Below are 15,647 nucleotides of genomic sequence, written 5' to 3'. Positions count from 1 at the left end.
GTGGTCGAGGAGGAGGCGCTGGTCCGGGCCCTGAAGGAGGGCTGGATCGCGGGGGCCGGCCTCGATGTCCTGGAGCGGGAGCCCCCCGCCCCCGACACCCCACTCCTCGGGATGGAGAACGTCCTGCTCACCCCGCACGCGGCCTTCTACTCCCTGGGGTCCCTGAGCGAGGTCAAGCGGCGGGCCGCGGCGGCGGTGGCGGCGGTCCTGCGGGGGGAGCGCCCCGAATCCGTGGTGAACCCGGAGGTCTACACCCGGGCGCGCTGAGTCGGGCCAAGGCCGGTGAGGGGCGGGCCGCCGGCGCTCCTGGTGCAGAGCGGGGGACGCGATGAAGCGGGGGTCCAGGCCGGCGCGAGTGCGCCCGCGCGTGAAAGGGCCGATGAAGGTCCTCCGCCGCGCGGTGCGCCGCCCCGAGGTCGCCGAGATCGTCACCCGGATCGGGGCCGCGGGCCTCATCGCCATCCTCCGCTTGCCGGATATGGGCGGGGCGGTGGGGGCTGCCCGGGCCCTCCGGGAAGCCGGGGTGTCGGCGCTGGAGGTCACCCTGACCACCCCGGAGGCGCTGCGGGGGTTGCGCCCGCTCCGGGAGGCCATGGGGCCCGACGCCCTCCTGGGTGTGGGGACTGTCGTCGATGTGCCGGCCGCCCGGGCCGCCCTGGAGGCCGGCGCCCAGTTCCTGGTGACCCCCATCCTGGATCCCGGCGTCATCGCCCTTGGCGCCCGGCAAGGGATCCCGGTCCTGCCGGGCACCTTCACTCCCACGGAGATCTACCGCGCGTGGAGCATGGGCGCCCCGCTCATCAAGGTCTTCCCGGCCGGCGTCGTGGGCCCCCAGTTCTTCCGGGATATGCGCGGCCCGTTCCCGCAGATCCGCCTGATCCCGACGGGGGGGGTCACCCTCGAGAACGTGGGGGCGTTCATCGCTGCCGGCGCGGCGGCAGTGGCGGTCGGGGGACAGCTCGCCGATCCCCGCCTGGTGTCGGCCGGACGGTGGGACGAGATCCGGAGCCGGGCGCGGGCCTTTCTGACGCTCATCCGGCGGGCCCGGCAGGCCGTGGTGGCGGGGGCCTGAGGGCCGGGGGAGGGGCATGCCCGATCCGGCGCTGGACCTGGCCACCCTCGGGGAGGTGATGATCCGCCTCTCCCCGAGGGGGCACGCCCGCCTGGAGGCGGCGGACAGTCTCGAGGTCATGGTGGGGGGGGCTGAGGGGAACGTGGCGGTCGGGGTCGCCCGGCTCGGCTTGCGCGCCGCCTGGATCTCCAAGCTCCCCCGGGATCCCTTCGGCCGCCGGGTGGTGGGAGAGCTCCGACGCCACGGCGTGGACACCTCCCGGGTCGTCTGGGTCCCCGAGGGGCGGGTCGGGATCTATTTCTTCGAGCAGGGAGCAGCCCCCCGCCAGAGCCAGGTCATCTACTACCGGGCCGGCTCGACCGTCACTACTCTCGAGGAGGAGGAGGTGGACTGGGCCTTCCTTGCCTCGGCTCGGGTCATCCACCTGACCGGCATCACACCAGCCCTCGGCCCCCGCCCCCGAGCCCTTGTCTTCCGGGCGGCCCGGGAGGCCAAGGCGGCGGGGCGCCTGCTCTCCTTCGACCTGAACTACCGCGCGCGCCTCTGGCGGCCCCAGGAGGCCCGGGAGGTCGCGGAGGCGCTCTACCCGCAGGTGGACGTGGGGTTCGCCAGCCTGGAAGATGCCCGGGCGGTCTTCGGCGTGGAGGGGGGGCCGGAGACGGTCGCCGGGGCCCTCCGGGACCGCTATCGCCTCCCGCTTCTCATCCTGACGCTGGGCCCCGGAGGGTGCGTGGCGGTGGGGGACGGTCTCTCCCGCCCGACCCGGCACCTCCCGGTCCAGGAGGTGGACCCCCTCGGAGCCGGGGATGCGTTCGCGGCCGGCTTCCTCACCGGCTACCTGGCGGGCGGCATCCAGCAGGGCCTGGACCTGGGCACCGCCCTCGCGGCCGCCAAGGTGGTGACGCCGGGGGACTTTTGCCTCTCCACCCGGGAGGAGATCGAGCGGATGCTCAAGGCCGGGGGCTCAGAGGTCCAGCGGTAACTTCCCTGGCCCCGCCGGTCTGGCCCTCGCTCCACCAGTGGCAACCTGTTGATTTTTCAGGGTCGGACGCGAGCCTATTTCCGATTGACAGCCCCCCGGCCCGGCAGTAGCATTTCCCGCGTGATCGGGCGGCCCGCCGGCCGCCTCAGCCAGAGGAGGAGTGGACCGCAGCCCTCGATGAACGATCTCAAGAGCTCTCACCGGAAGGTTTCCCTCCCGGCCGGCCGCCACATCCAGAACCTCTTTGGCCGTCACGACGAGTACATCCGCCTGGTGGAGAACGCCCTCAACGTCCGCCTCACCACCCGCGAGGGCCTGCTGACCATCGCGGGAGAAGAGGAAGAGGTGGGGATCGCGGAGCAGGTCATCCACGAGTTGACCAGCATCCTGGAGGGGGGTGGCTCCCTCAGCAGCCAGCAGGTGCGCCTGGCGCTGCGCCACGTGGGGCGGCAGGACCTCGAGGGGTTCAAGGCGGTCCAGAACGACTTCATCGAGGTCTCCCCCAAGAAGCGGCCGGTCCGGCCGAAGAGCGCCGGCCAGAAGGGCTACATTGACGCCATCCGGCAGCACGACATCGTCTTCGGCATCGGGCCGGCCGGCACCGGGAAGACCTACCTGGCCATGGCCATGGCCGTCTCGGCCCACCTCCGGCGCGAGGCCAATCGCATCATCCTGACGCGCCCGGCGGTGGAGGCGGGGGAGCGGCTGGGCTATCTGCCCGGCACCCTGTACGACAAGATCAACCCGTACCTCCGCCCCCTCTACGACGCCCTCTACGACATGCTCGAGACGGAGCGGGCGAACCGCCTCATCGAAATGGGGGTCATCGAGATCGCGCCGCTCGCCTTCATGCGGGGGCGGACCCTGAACGACTCCTTCATCATCCTGGACGAGGCCCAGAACACCACCTCCGAGCAGATGAAGATGTTCCTCACGCGCCTGGGGTTCAACTCGAAGACGGTCATCACCGGGGACATCACCCAGGTGGACCTCCCGCCGGGCCGGGTCTCCGGCCTGATCCAGGTCCGGACCGTCCTCCGGGACATCGAGGGGATCAAGTTCGTCTATCTCAAGGAGGAGGACGTGGTCCGGCACGAGCTGGTCCAGCAGATCATCCGGGCCTACGAGGAGCACCACACGTCCCCCGGGGACCCCCTCGCCCGCCGGCCGGACCCGGCCCGCGGGGAGCGGGAGGCCCCGGACCTCGGGTAGGCCTCCGGCTGCCGTGAAGGACAAGGAGTGATGGCCCAGACGAGCTCGGCGCTCAAGGAGAACGGAGGCCGCAAGGCCTCCCCCAGCCACCACCGCTACCACCGGACCCCCATGCGGGGCCTCTTCCAGGCGGCGGAGGAGGAGCCCCGGATCCTCCGACTCGGCGGACTGCTCTGCGTCCTCCTCACGACCCTCCTCCTGGCCTCTGCTGCCCCATGGATCACCGGCCCGTTGGCCCTGGTGGGACAGTTTCTGTTCTCCGCCTTCGTCCTGGGCGCCCTGGCCTTTTACATGGTGCGCCTTCAGCCGCGGCAGTGGCAGAGCCCCAAACACCTCACCCTGCTGGCGACCGTCGTCCTCATCACTCTCCTGGTCATCCGGGGGGCCGCCGTCCTCACGAAGGCCATGGCGACCCACTTCCCGGTGGTCCCGCAGGCATCCTTCGAGTACGCTCTGCCCGTCGCGGTCGGAGCGGTCCTCCTGGCCGTCCTCTTCAACCCCCGGGTCGCCTTCGCCGGCTCGCTCGCCATCAGCCTCCTCGCCGCGCTGATGGTGGGGATGAGCCTGAAGTTTTTCCTCTTCGCCATGGTGGGCGGGCTGGTGGGGGTTTTCGGCATCCCGCCGGTCCAGGATCGGAGCACCTTCTTCAAGGCCGGCTGCTGGGTGAGCGTGGCGAACGCCTACAGCCTGGTGGCGTTTGCCTTTCTCGAGGGGGGGTTCCTGCAGCTGCCCGTGGAGGTGCTGGCCGGTCTGGCCAGCGGGATCCTGACGGCCGTGATCGCCTCCGCGCTCCTGCCGGCCCTGGAGCGCCTCTTCGACACGGCGACCGACCTCCGGCTGCTGGAGCTTTCGAACATGACCAACCCGCTGCTCCGGCAACTGATCATGACGGCCCCCGGGACCTACCACCACAGCATCATGGTCGGGACCCTCTCCGAGGCGGCCGCCGAGGCGATCGGGGCCAACTCCCTCCTCTGCCGGGTGGGGGCCCTCTACCATGATGTGGGGAAGGTCCGGAAGCCGGCGTACTTCATCGAGAACCAGCCCGAGGCGCTCGCCCGCCACAGCGAGCTGAACCCCCGGATCTCCAGCCTCATCATCACCTCCCACGTGAAGGATGGGATCGTGTTGGCCCTGGAGCATCGGCTCCCGCCGGCCATCGTGGACCTGATCCCCCAGCACCACGGGACCCGGTTGGTGAAGTACTTCTTCGAGAAGGCGAAGGAGGCTCACGACCCGGACATGGGGGAGGTGGACGAGGGGGACTACCGGTACCCCGGGCCGAAGCCCCAGAGCCGAGAGGCGGCGATCCTGATGCTGGCCGATGCCGTGGAGGCGGCGGCCCGCACCCTGAACGACCCGACGCCGGCTCGGATCCAGGGAGTCGTCCAGCGGATCATCAATACGATCTTCATCGAGGGACAGCTCGACGAGTGCGACCTCACCCTGAAGGATCTGCACCTCATCGCCAAGGCGTTTATCCGCATCCTGACCGGGATGTATCACCACCGGGTCGATTACCCCGGCGTCCAGCTCCAGGACTTCGCGAAGAAGCGGGCGACGGATGGGGATCCAGGTCCGAAACCTCCAGCGGGCGAGAAGGGTGCCGACGTCCCGGCTGCGAAGCGTGGGCCGGAGGACATTAAGCGCCTTGGGCTGTCCTGAGGCCGAGGTCGGATGCCTCCTCGTCACGGACCGGCGCATCCGCGCGCTCAACCGCCGCTACCGGGGTGAGGATACGCCGACGGACGTCCTGGCCTTCTCCCAGCGCGAGGGGGGCGGGCCGCCCGGGCAGCCCGGCCTCCTCGGGGACGTGGTCATCTCCGTGGAGACCGCTGCCCGCCAGGCCGCCCGGGCCGGGCACTCCCTCACGCGGGAGGCGGCCCTCCTCCTCATCCACGGTATTCTCCACCTGCTCGGGCACGACCACGCCAGGGCGGTCGAGCGCCGCCGGATGTGGGCGCTGCAGCGGCGGCTGCTCCGCGAGGCGGCGACGGACCTGCGCTAGGCCGGCGGCTAGCGGCCCTCCACGAAGAAGGTCAGGAGCCGGTTGTCCTCAAACGTCACGAAGAGCTGCCGGCTCTGCTGGAATCGGAGCACCTCCAGCACCGTCCGGATGGCCTCCCGCTCCGTGTAGTCGGCCCGCTTCACGAATCCCCCGCTTACCGTAACCGCTACCCGCAACCGCGGCGCCGCGGGGTCGTAGTCCAGCTCGAACGTCCGCACGGCCGCCCGGTTCGTGTCGGCCCGCAGGAGGATCGTCCCCTCGATCCGGCCCGCCCCGCCCGCCGTGAGCAGCGCGGCGACCGCCGCTGCCACGGCCTTCCGTCTCATTTTCCCCCATCTCTGGTTCGTCGGTGCCATCCGTGCCTCCCTTCCCGGGGGCGGGTGGTGCCCCGCCGGCTTTCCTGGTAGGATACCCGCGAACGCGGCCCCGCGGGAGGCGGGTCCGCGCGGGACGGAAGATGCCGGGAAAGGGGGCGCGCACGGGCGAGCACCGGGCCGGGGTCGTCGCCATCGTCGGGCGGCCGAACGTGGGGAAATCCACCCTCATGAACCGTCTCCTCCGGCACAAGGTCTCCATCGTCTCCCCGAGGCCCCAGACGACCCGGAACCGGATCGCCGGGATCTGGACGACCGGGCGGGCCCAGGTCGTCCTCCTGGACACCCCGGGGGTTCACCGGGCGGGAAGCCTCCTCAACCGGGCCATGGTGCGGGCCGCCCTGGCGACGCTCACGGAGGTGGACGCCGTCCTCTGGATGGTGGACGCCACGGCCCCCGAGACCGACGACGACGTCCTGATCGCGGACAACTTGAAGGAGGTCGCGACGCCGGCCCTCCTGGCCATCAACAAGGTGGACCTCGTGCCGAAGCCGGCGCTTCTGCCCCTCATTGCCCGCCTCCGGACCATCCGGGAGTTCGCCGAGATCGTCCCGATCTCCTGCACGACGGGGGACAACCTGGACCGGCTGGAGGAGGCCCTGATCGGGATGCTCCCTGCCGGCCCCCCCCTCTATCCGCCGGAGCAGCTCACCGACCAGCCCGAGCGCTTCATTATCGGAGAGCTCATCCGGGAGCAGGTGTTCCACCTGCTGCACGAGGAGCTCCCCTACGCGGTCGCGGTGGAGGTCGAAATGGTTCGGGAACGCGAGGTAGGCCAGGCCCCGTTCGCCGGCCAGCCGCGGGGGGAGGAGGGGGGGGACGAGGGCCAGGAGGAGCCGGCGGGATCCCCGCAGGGGCCCGAGGCGGAGGAGGCTGCCCGGGGCGGGCGACCCCTCGTGGACATCCTGGCCACCCTCTACGTGGAGAAGGACTCCCAGAAGGGGATCGTCATCGGGGCGGGGGGCCAGACGTTGAAGCGGATCGGCGAGCGGGCCCGTCGCGAGATCGAGGGGTTGCTCGGGGCGCGGGTGTTCCTCAAGCTCTGGGTCAAGGTGCGGCCCAAGTGGCGGCAGAGCGAGGAGGAGTTGCGCCGCCTGGGCTACCTCCAGTCGTAGGGGGAGCGCGATGGCCGACTGTGTCTTCTGCAAGATCCGGGATGGGGAAGTCCCCGCGATGAAGCTCCACGAGGATGCCCGGACGGTGGCCTTCATGGACATCAACCCGCTCACCGAGGGGCACCTCCTGGTGATGACCCAGGCCCATGCCCCGACGCTCCTGGACGCGGACGAGGAGGACCTGACCGCCGTCATGCGGACCGTCCGGCGGATGGCGCGGGCGCTGCAGGCCGCGCTCCGCCCCGACGGGATCAACCTCCTCCAGGCGAACGGCGAGGCCGCCTTCCAGTCGGTCCCGCACTTCCACATGCACGTGGTCCCCCGCTGGAAGGGCGACGGCAAGGGCCTGACCTGGACGCGCACCCGGGGGGACCTGGAAAAGGTCAGGGCGACGGCCGAGAAGATCCGGGCGTTCCTCTGAAAGAGGAGGGGAGCGATGGGCAAACCCACGACGGGTGGTCTGATGCGGCGCCTCGCGGTTGCGCTTGCGCTCGTGATGCTTGCCGGGTGCACGTACACCTACCGGTGGACGCTCCCGCCGGGGGGGAGCGACCAGCAGCTCCAGGAGGACCACGCCGGGTGCGCCCGGGACGCGGAGAAGGCAGCCGAGGGCCTGGCAGGCACCGACTCGTGGACCGTGTACGAGCAGTGCATGAGCACGAGGGGATACAAGAAGGCCGGAGGAGACTGGCGGTAGCAGGACCCAACCCATGCCGCTCAAGGCCACGCAGGCCATCGTGATCGGCGGACACAACCTGGGCGAGGCGGACCGGATCGTGGTCTTCTTCAGCCGGGGGGTGGGAAAGGTCCGGGCGGTGGCGGCGGGCGCTCGGCGGATCCGGAGCCGCTTCGGCGGGTGCCTGGAGTTGTTCACCTCCGGCCGGCTCCTCTACTTCGAGCGGCCCAACCGGGACCTGCACCGGGTGAGCGAGTTCGCCATCCTGCACCCCTATGCCGGCCTGCGCGCCGATCTGGACCGCCTCGCGGCGGGCGCCTATGCGGTGGATCTCCTCCGGGGTGCGGTGGAAGAGGGGGAGCCGCCGGGGGGTCTCTTCGATCTCTTGCTCGGGATCTTGAGCGAGCTCGAAGACGGCCCGCCGTCAGCGGCCGCCCTCCGGGCCTACGAGGTGCGGCTCCTCTGCTTGTTGGGGTACCTCCCCGAGCTCACGCGCTGCGTCGGGTGCCGCCGGGCCGCCCCGCAGGCGGCGTCGGCCGCCTTCAGCCCCCGCCAGGGAGGTCTTCTCTGCTCCACCTGTCGCACCGCGGCGCCCGATCCCTTCCCCCTCGGCCCCGAGGCCCTCGGGTTCCTGCGGGGGGCCCTCCGGGCCGAGTTTCAGGCGGCGGCCCGCGCTGCGCTCCCCCCCGCGGCGCTGGAGGAGCTCCGCGCCCTCCTGCGGGCGGCCTACCAGGAGCGCGTGGGCCGGGCGCCCCGCTCGGCGACCTTCCTGGAGGCGGTGGCGGCGAGCCCGGCGCCGGCTACCGGCGAGAATCGCCGAAGCCAAGGAGACGTGCGATGACGGACTATCGGAGTATCGAGGAACGCCTGACCCGGTCGCTGTCCCTCACGCGGCGTCCCGTCGCCGTCACCTTCGCCGAGACGGCGCCGGTGGGGGTCCCCCGGTTCGCCGGCACGGAGCCGTCGGGCTGCTCCTTCTGGCGGCTCGCCGCCGCGGGGCGGACCTTCTACACCGTCCCGAGCGACCATTTCCACTGCGCGGTCGGCTCCTACACTCATACCATCCCCCTCCCGCCGGAGCGCGCCGGTGAACTGGAGCAGACGCTCGGGTTCATGACCGGGATCGGCTACGTGAGGCGGGAGGAGGTTCCCGGGATCCCGCGCCTGCCGCGGACCCCGGGAGCCGTGATCTATGCCCCGCTGGCCGATGCCCCCGTGCCCCCCGACGTGGTGCTCGTCGCGGGCCGGCCTGGGCGCCTGATGCTCCTCCAGGAGGCCGCGATACGCGCGCAGGTGGGGGTGGCGGTGGGCTTCCTCGGCCGGCCGACCTGCATGGCCCTGCCTGCCGCCCTCGCCTCCGGCGTCATCGCGAGCACGGGATGCATCGGCAATCGCGTCTACACCGACCTGGGGGAAGACGAACTCACCGTGGCGGTGCCGGGGAAGGCCCTGGCTGCCGTCAGCGAGGAGATCGGGACCATCGCCGCGGCCAACGCGACGTTAGCCGAGTATCACCGGGACCGGCGGCAGGCGCTCGCCACGGAGTAGCCGACCGGCCAGCGCTCGGCGCCGGACCCTTGACACTCTTTTCGGGGGGCAGGTATGCTTCAGGGGCCGCGCGGGCCTCCCCGGAGGGTGCATGTACTACCAGGACCTGGTTCTCGCCCTCGAGAGCTTCTTCGCCCGGAAGGGCTGCGTCATCCAGGAGCCCTACGACATCGAGGTCGGGGCGGGGACCATGAATCCCGCCACCTTCCTTCGGGTGCTCGGGCCCGAACCCTGGAACGTCGCGTACGTCGAGCCCTCCCGCCGCCCCACCGACGGCCGCTACGGCGAGAACCCGAACCGGCTGCAGCACTACTACCAGTTCCAGGTGATCCTGAAGCCTTCCCCCGACGACATCCAGGAGATCTACCTGGACTCCCTCCGGGCGTTCGGCATCGACCCCTTGAAGCACGACATCCGCTTCGTGGAGGACGACTGGGAGAGCCCGACCCTCGGGGCCTGGGGCCTCGGCTGGGAGATCTGGCTGGACGGGATGGAGATCACCCAGTTCACCTACTTCCAGCAGGCCGGGGGCATCGACCTGAAGCCGGTCTCGGGGGAGCTGACCTACGGGATCGAGCGGATCGCGATGTACCTGCAGGGTGTGGATAACGTCTACGACCTGGAGTGGACCAAGGGGGTCACCTACGGGGCCGTCCACCACAAGGGCGAGGTGGAGTGGTCCATCTATAATTTCGACGAGGCGGACATCGCGCTGCAACTGAAGCTCTTCGATCTGTACGAGGTGGAGTCCCTCCGCCTGATCGAGAAGGGGCTGGTCCTGCCGGCCTACGACCACTGCCTCAAGTGCTCCCACGCCTTCAACATCCTGGACGCGCGGGGGGCCATCAGCGTCACGGAGCGGACCCACTTCATCGGCCGGGTCCGCAACCTGGCCCGCCGCTGCGCCGAGGCGTACCTCAAGCAGCGGGAGGCCATGGGGTATCCCCTCCTGAAGGCGTGGGCGGCGGCGGGCAGGCGGCCGGCCCCCGCCCTCCGGCGGCCGGCCGGCCGCGGTCGCACGGCGCGGTAGGGGGAGACCCCGAGCCGTCCGGACCCGTTCCCCGCCCCTCTCGGGACCCCGATGCCAGCACCGACCCGAACCCGCGGACAGGCGCAGGAGCTCCTCCTGGAGATCGGGACGGAGGAGATCCCGTCCGTCTTCCTCCCCGATGCCCTCCGGAACCTTGCGGCGGCGGCCGAGCGGCTCCTGAAGGAGCACCGCCTGAGCCTCCGCGCGGCCCGCCCCTACGCCACCCCGCGGCGCCTGGTCCTGGTGGTGGAGGGACTGGCGGCCGCCCAGGAACCCGGCCGCCGCAAGGTGGTGGGGCCGCCCAGGGGGGTGGCCTTCGATGCCGCCGGCAAGCCCACCAAGGCGGCGGAGGGGTTCGCCCGGGCTCAGGGCATTCCCGTCACGCAGCTCAAGGTCGAGCCGACCGACCGGGGGGAGTACGTGGTGGTGGAGTTCGTGGACCGCGGGGCGCCCACCCGGGAGATCCTCCCGACGCTCCTGCCGCGGCTCATCACCGGCCTCCCCTTCCCCAAGATGATGCGGTGGGGGAACGCCACGGTCCGCTTCGTCCGGCCGATCCGCTGGCTCCTCTGCCTCTACGGGGGGAAGGTGGTCCCCTTCGAGATCGACGGGGTCCAGAGCGGCCCCGTGACCTACGGCCACCGGTTCCTCAGCCCGGGGCCCGCCCGGGTGCGGGACTTCGCCTCCTACCAGCGGGCGCTCGAGCGCAAGCAGGTCATCGTGGACCAGGGCCGGCGCCGGGAGCTGGTGCGGGAGCTCGCCACCCGGGCCGCCGCGAAGGTCGGCGGCCGGGCGGTCCTCGAGGAGGACCTGGTGGAGAGCGTCACCCACCTGGTGGAGTTCCCCAACGTCGTCTGCGGGGGATTCGAGCGGGAGTTCCTGGAGCTGCCCCGGGAGGTCATCATCACCCCGATGCGCAAGCACCAGCGGTACTTCCCGGTGGTGGACAAGGCGGGGAACCTCCTTCCCTACTTCGTCGCGATCAGCAACATGCGGGCCCGGGACATGGGGCTCATCCAGGCGGGGAACGAGCGGGTCCTGCGCGCCCGCCTCACCGACGCCGTCTTCTACTACCAGGAGGACCGGAAGCGGCCGCTGCCGGAGCGGGTGCCGGCCCTCAAACAGGTCATCTTCCAGGAGAAGCTGGGGACGGTCTACGACAAGACGGAGCGCCTCCGGGCCCTGGCCGGCGCCATGGCGGCCGCGGTCGCCCCCGACCTGACCGAGGCGACGAAGCGGGCGGCCTTCCTCTGCAAGGCCGATCTGACCACCAGCATGGTGAAGGAGTTCACCGAGCTGCAGGGGGTGATGGGGCGGGAGTACGCGCGGCTGGCCGGGGAGGAGGCGCGGGTCTGCCAGGCGATCGAGGAGCACTACTGGCCCCGCTACGCCGGGGACCGGGTCCCGGCCTCGAAGGTGGGGGGCTTCGTCGCGCTCGCCGATCGCCTCGATTCCATCGTGGGGTGCTTCGGGATCGGCCTCATCCCCACCGGCTCGGAGGATCCCTACGCCCTCCGGCGGGCGGCCACCGGGATCGTCCAGATCCTCTGGGACGTGGGCCTCTCCCTGGACTGCGGCCCCCTCATCCGGACCGCCCTGCAGGCCCTCGGCCCCCGCCTCAGCCGGCCGGCCGGCGAGGTCGAGCGGGAGGTGGGGCAGTTCCTGGCTGCTCGCCTCCTCGGGCTGATGGTCGAGCGGGGGATCCCGGCCGACGTGGCGGCCGCGGTGCTCCCGGCCGACAAGGCCCCGGCCGACGTGCCGGACGCGGCCCGCCGCGCGCAGGCGCTGTTGGACCTGAAGGCCTCGGCCCAGGACTTCCAGCAGCTCACGGTCGCGCTGAAGCGGGTGATGAACATCCTCCCGCCCAACTTCGCGGGGAAGGTAGAGGTGGCGGCGCTGAAGGAGACCGCGGAGCGGGAGCTGCACGGCGCGGTGACCCGGCTGCGGGACGAGGTGACGCGCCTCGTGGCGGCCCGGGACTACCTGGAGGCCCTCCGCCGGATCGCCACCCTGCGTCCCGTGGTGGATCGGTTCTTCACCGACGTGATGGTGATGGTGGAGGATCCCGCGCTCCGCACGAACCGGCTGGCGCTCCTCGCCGAGACGGCCGCTCTCTTCTCCCGGATTGCCGACTTCCGCCACCTCACCACGTCCTAGCCGCCGCGGGCGCGGCACCTCAAGGGGACTCCCGGACGCAGGGCGGCGGGATCGCCCCGCCCGGAGGGACCGAACGCATGGCCAAGAAGTACGTGTACTTCTTCGCGAAGGGCAAGGCCGAGGGCCGGGCGGTCATGAAGGACCTCCTCGGGGGGAAGGGGTCCAATCTGGCCGAGATGACCGCGCTGGGGGTTCCCGTCCCGCCGGGCTTCACCATCACCACCGAGGCCTGCGTCGAGTTCATGCGACGGAAGGGGAAGTTCCCCCCGGGCCTGTGGGAGCAGGTGCGGAAGAACCTGGCCCGCCTGGAGGAGGCGATGGGCGCGCGGTTCGGCGATCCGGAGAACCCGCTGCTGGTCTCGGTCCGCTCCGGCGCCCGGGTCTCCATGCCGGGGATGATGGACACGGTGCTGAACCTGGGGCTGAACGACCGGACCGTGCAGGGCCTGATCGCCCGATCGGGCAACCCCCGCTTCGCCTATGACTGCTACCGTCGCTTCGTCCAGATGTTCGGCGACGTGGTGCTCGGGCTCAAGCCCGAGAGCCAGGAAGAGAGGGATCCCTTCGAGGTGGCGCTGGAGCAGAAGAAGCGGGAGGAGCGGGTCACACACGACACCGAGCTTTCCGCGGGGACCCTGAAGGACCTCGTGACTCGGTTCAAGACCCTTATCCGGCAGCGCAAGGGAGTCGCCTTCCCCGAGGATCCCGAGGAGCAACTGCGGCTCGCGGTGAGCGCGGTCTTTGCGTCGTGGGATAACCCCCGTGCTGTCAAGTACCGGGAGCTGAACCGGATCCCGGCCGATTGGGGGACTGCCATCAATGTCCAGGCGATGGTCTTCGGGAACCTGGGGGAGACCTCCGCCAGCGGCGTGGCCTTCACCCGCGACCCGGCGACCGGGACGAGGCGGCTCTACGGGGAGTTCCTCGTGAACGCCCAGGGGGAGGACGTGGTGGCGGGGATCCGGACGCCGCAGCCGCTGGATGACCTGCACCGGCTCCTGCCGAAGGCCTACCGGGAGTTCACCCGGATCGCCGCGCGCCTGGAAAAGCACTTCCGGGACATGCAGGACATCGAGTTCACCATTCAGGATCGTCGCCTCTACATCCTTCAGACCCGGACCGGGAAGCGGACCGGCACGGCCGCGGTGAAGATCGCCGTGGACATGGCGCGGGAGGGGCTCATTGACCGGCGGATGGCCCTGCTGCGCGTGGACCCGCGGCAACTGGAGCAACTCCTGCACCCCATGATTGATCCCAAGGCCAAGCTGCAGCGCGTGGCGCGGGGCCTGGCGGCCTCGCCGGGGGCGGCGGTGGGCCGGGTGGTTTTCACCGCGGACGAGGCCGAGGCCTGGGCCGCCCGCGGGGAGAAAGTGATCCTGGTCCGCCTGGAGACCTCCCCCGAGGACATCGGCGGCATGCACGCGGCCCAGGGGATCCTCACCGCGCGCGGGGGGATGACCTCGCATGCTGCCATCGTAGCGCGCGCAATGGGGAAGCCCTGCGTGGCCGGCTCTGCCGACATCACGGTCCACGAGGCGCAGCGCACGTTCGAGGCGAAGGGCCAGACCGTTCGCGAAGGGGACTGGATCACCCTGGACGGGACGGCCGGGGAGGTGCTGCTGGGGAAGGTCTCCCTCATCCAGCCCGAACTGTCCGGGGACTTCGGCACCCTGATGAAGTGGGCCGACGCCGAGAGGAGGATCGGGGTCCGGACCAATGCCGACACGCCGGCGGACGCCCGGGCCACCATGAAGTTCGGGGCCGAGGGAATCGGCCTGTGCCGGACCGAGCACATGTTCTTCGAGGGGAACCGGATCGACGCCGTCCGAGAGATGATCCTCGCGGAAGATGCCACCGGCCGGCGGCGCGCCCTGGCGAAACTCTTGCCGATGCAGCGGGCGGACTTCCTGGCCATGTTCGAGGAGATGAAGGGGCTACCGGTCATCATCCGGCTCCTCGATCCCCCCCTCCACGAGTTCCTCCCCAAGACGGAGGAGGAGATGCTCGCGGTGGCGAGCGCGATGGGGGTGCCGGTGGAGCGGGTGCGGGACAAGGCCGAGAGCCTCGCGGAGTTCAACCCGATGCTGGGGCACCGGGGATGCCGCCTGGGCATCGCCTTCCCCGAGATCACCGAGATGCAGGCCCGGGCCATCTTCGAGGCGGCCTGCCGGCTGGCGAAGCAGCGCAAGAAAGTCCTCCCTGAGATTATGATCCCCCTGGTGGGGATCGGGGAGGAGTTCCGGCACCAGCGGGCCGTGGTGGACAAGGTCGCCGCGGAGGTGATGCGGGAGGCCGGCGTCAAGGTGAAGTACCTGGTGGGGACGATGATCGAGATCCCCCGGGCGTGCCTGGTGGCCGACGAGATCGCCCGCGACGCCGAGTTCTTCTCCTTCGGGACGAACGACCTCACCCAGACCACCTACGGGTTCTCACGGGACGACGCGGGAAAGTTCCTACAACAGTACCTGGACCTGGGGATCCTGCCCGAGGACCCCTTCGTCACGCTCGATGCCCGGGGTGTCGGCGAGCTGATGACGATCGGCCTCGAGCGGGGGCGGAGGGTGCGGAAGGACCTGGAGGTGGGGATCTGCGGGGAGCACGGCGGGGACCCGGCGTCGGTCGAGTTCTGCCACCGGGTCGGCCTCGACTATGTCTCCTGCTCCCCCTACCGGGTCCCCGTGGCCAAGCTGGCCGCGGCCCGGGCGGCCCTCCGGGGGAAGGTCCGGGTGAAAGAGATGGGGGAGAAGTAGGGGGTGTCCATGGCTCCCGTGGTTCGCCGTCCGGCGAAGCTCCCGCCGTCCCAGCGGCTGCCGCGGCGACGGGGGCAGGTGTTCTTGAAGCGCGTGTACGAGCCGGCGAAGCCCGCGGACGGCTACCGGGTCCTCGTGGACCGGCTCTGGCCTCGCGGGCTCACCCGGGACGCGGCCCGGATTCAGGCGTGGCTGAAGGATCTGGCCCCCTCCGATGGCCTGCGGACCTGGTACGGCCACGAGCGGGAGCGGTGGGCCGAGTTCCGCCGGCGCTACCGGGAGGAACTGGCGAGCCCCGACAAGCAGGCGGCGCTGCGCGCGTTAGCGGAGCGGGCCCGCCGGGAGGCCGTGACCCTGGTCTTCGCGGCGGCCGATCCGGACCGGAACAACGCGATCGTCCTGAAGGAGATCCTGGAGGGGATCCTGGAGAAGCGGGCGGCCGGCGCCGAGGCGGGCCCGCCCCGGGGGGGCCGGAGCCGGCGCGCCGGCCGCTCCTAGCTGGTCGCCACCGAGGGGCGGGAGCGGTGGCGGAGCGGGAGCGGGCTCGTGGTCTCGACCGTGAAGGTGGCCGGGCACTGCGGGTCCAGCGTCCCATCCACCACGAGCCGGACGCGGGGGGGAAGGCGCCGGGACAGGCGCCCGACGGCTTCCCAGATCTCGTCGCGCGAACACGCCCGCATGTCCACCGCCACCACGCTCCGCGGGGAGAACAGGGCGCAGCGG

The 15,647-nt window shown here is 71.1% G+C and carries 16 protein-coding genes and 1 pseudogene; 15 read left to right on the top strand and 2 right to left on the bottom strand.

The window, feature by feature from the left end; translation table 11 throughout:
- From VGT06_05225 to ybeY, 6 genes are all read left to right on the top strand, one after another.
- Positions 1–267 (top strand): NAD(P)-dependent oxidoreductase (locus VGT06_05225; protein HEV8662532.1); only part of this gene is annotated, 267 nt, incomplete at its 5' end.
- 112 nt (positions 268–379) lie between these two features.
- Positions 380–1,072 carry a bifunctional 4-hydroxy-2-oxoglutarate aldolase/2-dehydro-3-deoxy-phosphogluconate aldolase gene (gene eda / locus VGT06_05220; protein HEV8662531.1) on the top strand — a complete coding sequence of 231 codons (693 nt, stop codon included), beginning with the start codon at positions 380–382 and terminating at the stop codon, positions 1,070–1,072.
- Positions 1,073–1,088: 16 nt separating this feature from the next.
- The gene (locus VGT06_05215) at positions 1,089–2,054 is read left to right on the top strand and encodes a sugar kinase (protein ID HEV8662530.1); all 966 of its coding nucleotides are present in this window, start codon (positions 1,089–1,091) and stop codon (positions 2,052–2,054) included.
- Between the two features lie 177 nt (positions 2,055–2,231).
- Positions 2,232–3,266, top strand: a complete 1,035-nt coding sequence (locus VGT06_05210; GenBank protein ID HEV8662529.1) for a PhoH family protein — start codon at positions 2,232–2,234, stop codon at positions 3,264–3,266.
- Positions 3,267–3,296: 30 nt separating this feature from the next.
- Positions 3,297–4,931 carry an HDIG domain-containing protein gene (locus VGT06_05205; GenBank protein HEV8662528.1) on the top strand — a complete coding sequence of 545 codons (1,635 nt, stop codon included), beginning with the start codon at positions 3,297–3,299 and terminating at the stop codon, positions 4,929–4,931.
- Positions 4,918–5,274, top strand: a complete 357-nt coding sequence (gene ybeY / locus VGT06_05200) for an rRNA maturation RNase YbeY (protein HEV8662527.1) — start codon at positions 4,918–4,920, stop codon at positions 5,272–5,274. The genes VGT06_05205 and ybeY overlap by 14 nt, the downstream gene beginning before the upstream one ends.
- 8 nt (positions 5,275–5,282) lie before the next feature.
- Here ybeY and VGT06_05195 read toward each other — a convergent pair whose 3' ends face one another.
- Positions 5,283–5,600 (bottom strand): hypothetical protein, encoded by a 318-nt coding sequence (locus VGT06_05195; protein HEV8662526.1) that lies wholly within the window; start codon positions 5,598–5,600, stop codon positions 5,283–5,285.
- A gap of 131 nt (positions 5,601–5,731) precedes the next feature.
- Here VGT06_05195 and era point away from each other — a divergent pair, with 131 nt between their 5' ends.
- The 9 genes and pseudogenes from era (at position 5,732) to VGT06_05150 (ending at position 15,422) form a co-directional block, all read left to right on the top strand.
- Positions 5,732–6,763: a GTPase Era gene (era, locus tag VGT06_05190; GenBank protein ID HEV8662525.1), complete on the top strand. Its 1,032-nt coding sequence runs from the start codon at positions 5,732–5,734 to the stop codon at positions 6,761–6,763.
- A gap of 10 nt (positions 6,764–6,773) precedes the next feature.
- The gene (locus VGT06_05185) at positions 6,774–7,184 is read left to right on the top strand and encodes an HIT family protein (GenBank protein HEV8662524.1); all 411 of its coding nucleotides are present in this window, start codon (positions 6,774–6,776) and stop codon (positions 7,182–7,184) included.
- A gap of 15 nt (positions 7,185–7,199) precedes the next feature.
- Positions 7,200–7,460: a hypothetical protein gene (locus tag VGT06_05180; GenBank protein HEV8662523.1), complete on the top strand. Its 261-nt coding sequence runs from the start codon at positions 7,200–7,202 to the stop codon at positions 7,458–7,460.
- A 13-nt stretch (positions 7,461–7,473) separates the two neighbouring features.
- The gene (recO, locus tag VGT06_05175) at positions 7,474–8,280 is read left to right on the top strand and encodes a DNA repair protein RecO (protein HEV8662522.1); all 807 of its coding nucleotides are present in this window, start codon (positions 7,474–7,476) and stop codon (positions 8,278–8,280) included.
- Entirely contained in the window at positions 8,277–8,987 is a 711-nt protein-coding gene (locus VGT06_05170; protein HEV8662521.1) for a DUF169 domain-containing protein, read from the top strand. Before recO ends, VGT06_05170 begins: the two co-directional genes overlap by 4 nt.
- A 91-nt stretch (positions 8,988–9,078) precedes the next feature.
- Positions 9,079–9,942, top strand: a pseudogene (glyQ, locus tag VGT06_05165) (glycine--tRNA ligase subunit alpha).
- 126 nt (positions 9,943–10,068) lie between these two features.
- Positions 10,069–12,174 (top strand): glycine--tRNA ligase subunit beta, encoded by a 2,106-nt coding sequence (gene glyS, locus VGT06_05160; protein HEV8662520.1) that lies wholly within the window; start codon positions 10,069–10,071, stop codon positions 12,172–12,174.
- 77 nt (positions 12,175–12,251) lie between these two features.
- Positions 12,252–14,924 carry a pyruvate, phosphate dikinase gene (gene ppdK / locus VGT06_05155; protein ID HEV8662519.1) on the top strand — a complete coding sequence of 891 codons (2,673 nt, stop codon included), beginning with the start codon at positions 12,252–12,254 and terminating at the stop codon, positions 14,922–14,924.
- Positions 14,925–14,933: 9 nt separating this feature from the next.
- Entirely contained in the window at positions 14,934–15,422 is a 489-nt protein-coding gene (locus tag VGT06_05150; protein ID HEV8662518.1) for a DUF488 family protein, read from the top strand.
- Here VGT06_05150 and VGT06_05145 read toward each other — a convergent pair.
- The coding region (locus VGT06_05145) for a hypothetical protein (protein ID HEV8662517.1) at positions 15,419–15,647 on the bottom strand (229 nt) is incomplete at its 5' end. The genes VGT06_05150 and VGT06_05145 overlap by 4 nt on opposite strands.

Origin of the sequence: Candidatus Methylomirabilis sp. (genome assembly GCA_036000645.1) — a bacterium.
Lineage (GTDB): Bacteria > Methylomirabilota > Methylomirabilia > Methylomirabilales > JACPAU01 > JACPAU01.
This window is presented reverse-complemented; position numbering and strand designations above follow the sequence as displayed.

What these genes read in the sequence shown, in the direction of transcription:
- eda (HEV8662531.1), top strand. Translation starts at nt 380, where the DNA reads ATGAAGGTCCTCCGCCGCGCGGTGCGCCGCCCCGAGGTCGCCGAGATC.
- VGT06_05215 (HEV8662530.1), top strand. Translation starts at nt 1,089, where the DNA reads ATGCCCGATCCGGCGCTGGACCTGGCCACCCTCGGGGAGGTGATGATC.
- VGT06_05210 (HEV8662529.1), top strand. Translation starts at nt 2,232, where the DNA reads ATGAACGATCTCAAGAGCTCTCACCGGAAGGTTTCCCTCCCGGCCGGC.
- VGT06_05205 (HEV8662528.1), top strand. Translation starts at nt 3,297, where the DNA reads ATGGCCCAGACGAGCTCGGCGCTCAAGGAGAACGGAGGCCGCAAGGCC.
- VGT06_05195 (HEV8662526.1), bottom strand. Translation starts at nt 5,600, where the DNA reads ATGAGACGGAAGGCCGTGGCAGCGGCGGTCGCCGCGCTGCTCACGGCG.
- era (HEV8662525.1), top strand. Translation starts at nt 5,732, where the DNA reads ATGCCGGGAAAGGGGGCGCGCACGGGCGAGCACCGGGCCGGGGTCGTC.
- VGT06_05185 (HEV8662524.1), top strand. Translation starts at nt 6,774, where the DNA reads ATGGCCGACTGTGTCTTCTGCAAGATCCGGGATGGGGAAGTCCCCGCG.
- VGT06_05180 (HEV8662523.1), top strand. Translation starts at nt 7,200, where the DNA reads ATGGGCAAACCCACGACGGGTGGTCTGATGCGGCGCCTCGCGGTTGCG.
- recO (HEV8662522.1), top strand. Translation starts at nt 7,474, where the DNA reads ATGCCGCTCAAGGCCACGCAGGCCATCGTGATCGGCGGACACAACCTG.
- VGT06_05170 (HEV8662521.1), top strand. Translation starts at nt 8,277, where the DNA reads ATGACGGACTATCGGAGTATCGAGGAACGCCTGACCCGGTCGCTGTCC.
- glyS (HEV8662520.1), top strand. Translation starts at nt 10,069, where the DNA reads ATGCCAGCACCGACCCGAACCCGCGGACAGGCGCAGGAGCTCCTCCTG.
- ppdK (HEV8662519.1), top strand. Translation starts at nt 12,252, where the DNA reads ATGGCCAAGAAGTACGTGTACTTCTTCGCGAAGGGCAAGGCCGAGGGC.
- VGT06_05150 (HEV8662518.1), top strand. Translation starts at nt 14,934, where the DNA reads ATGGCTCCCGTGGTTCGCCGTCCGGCGAAGCTCCCGCCGTCCCAGCGG.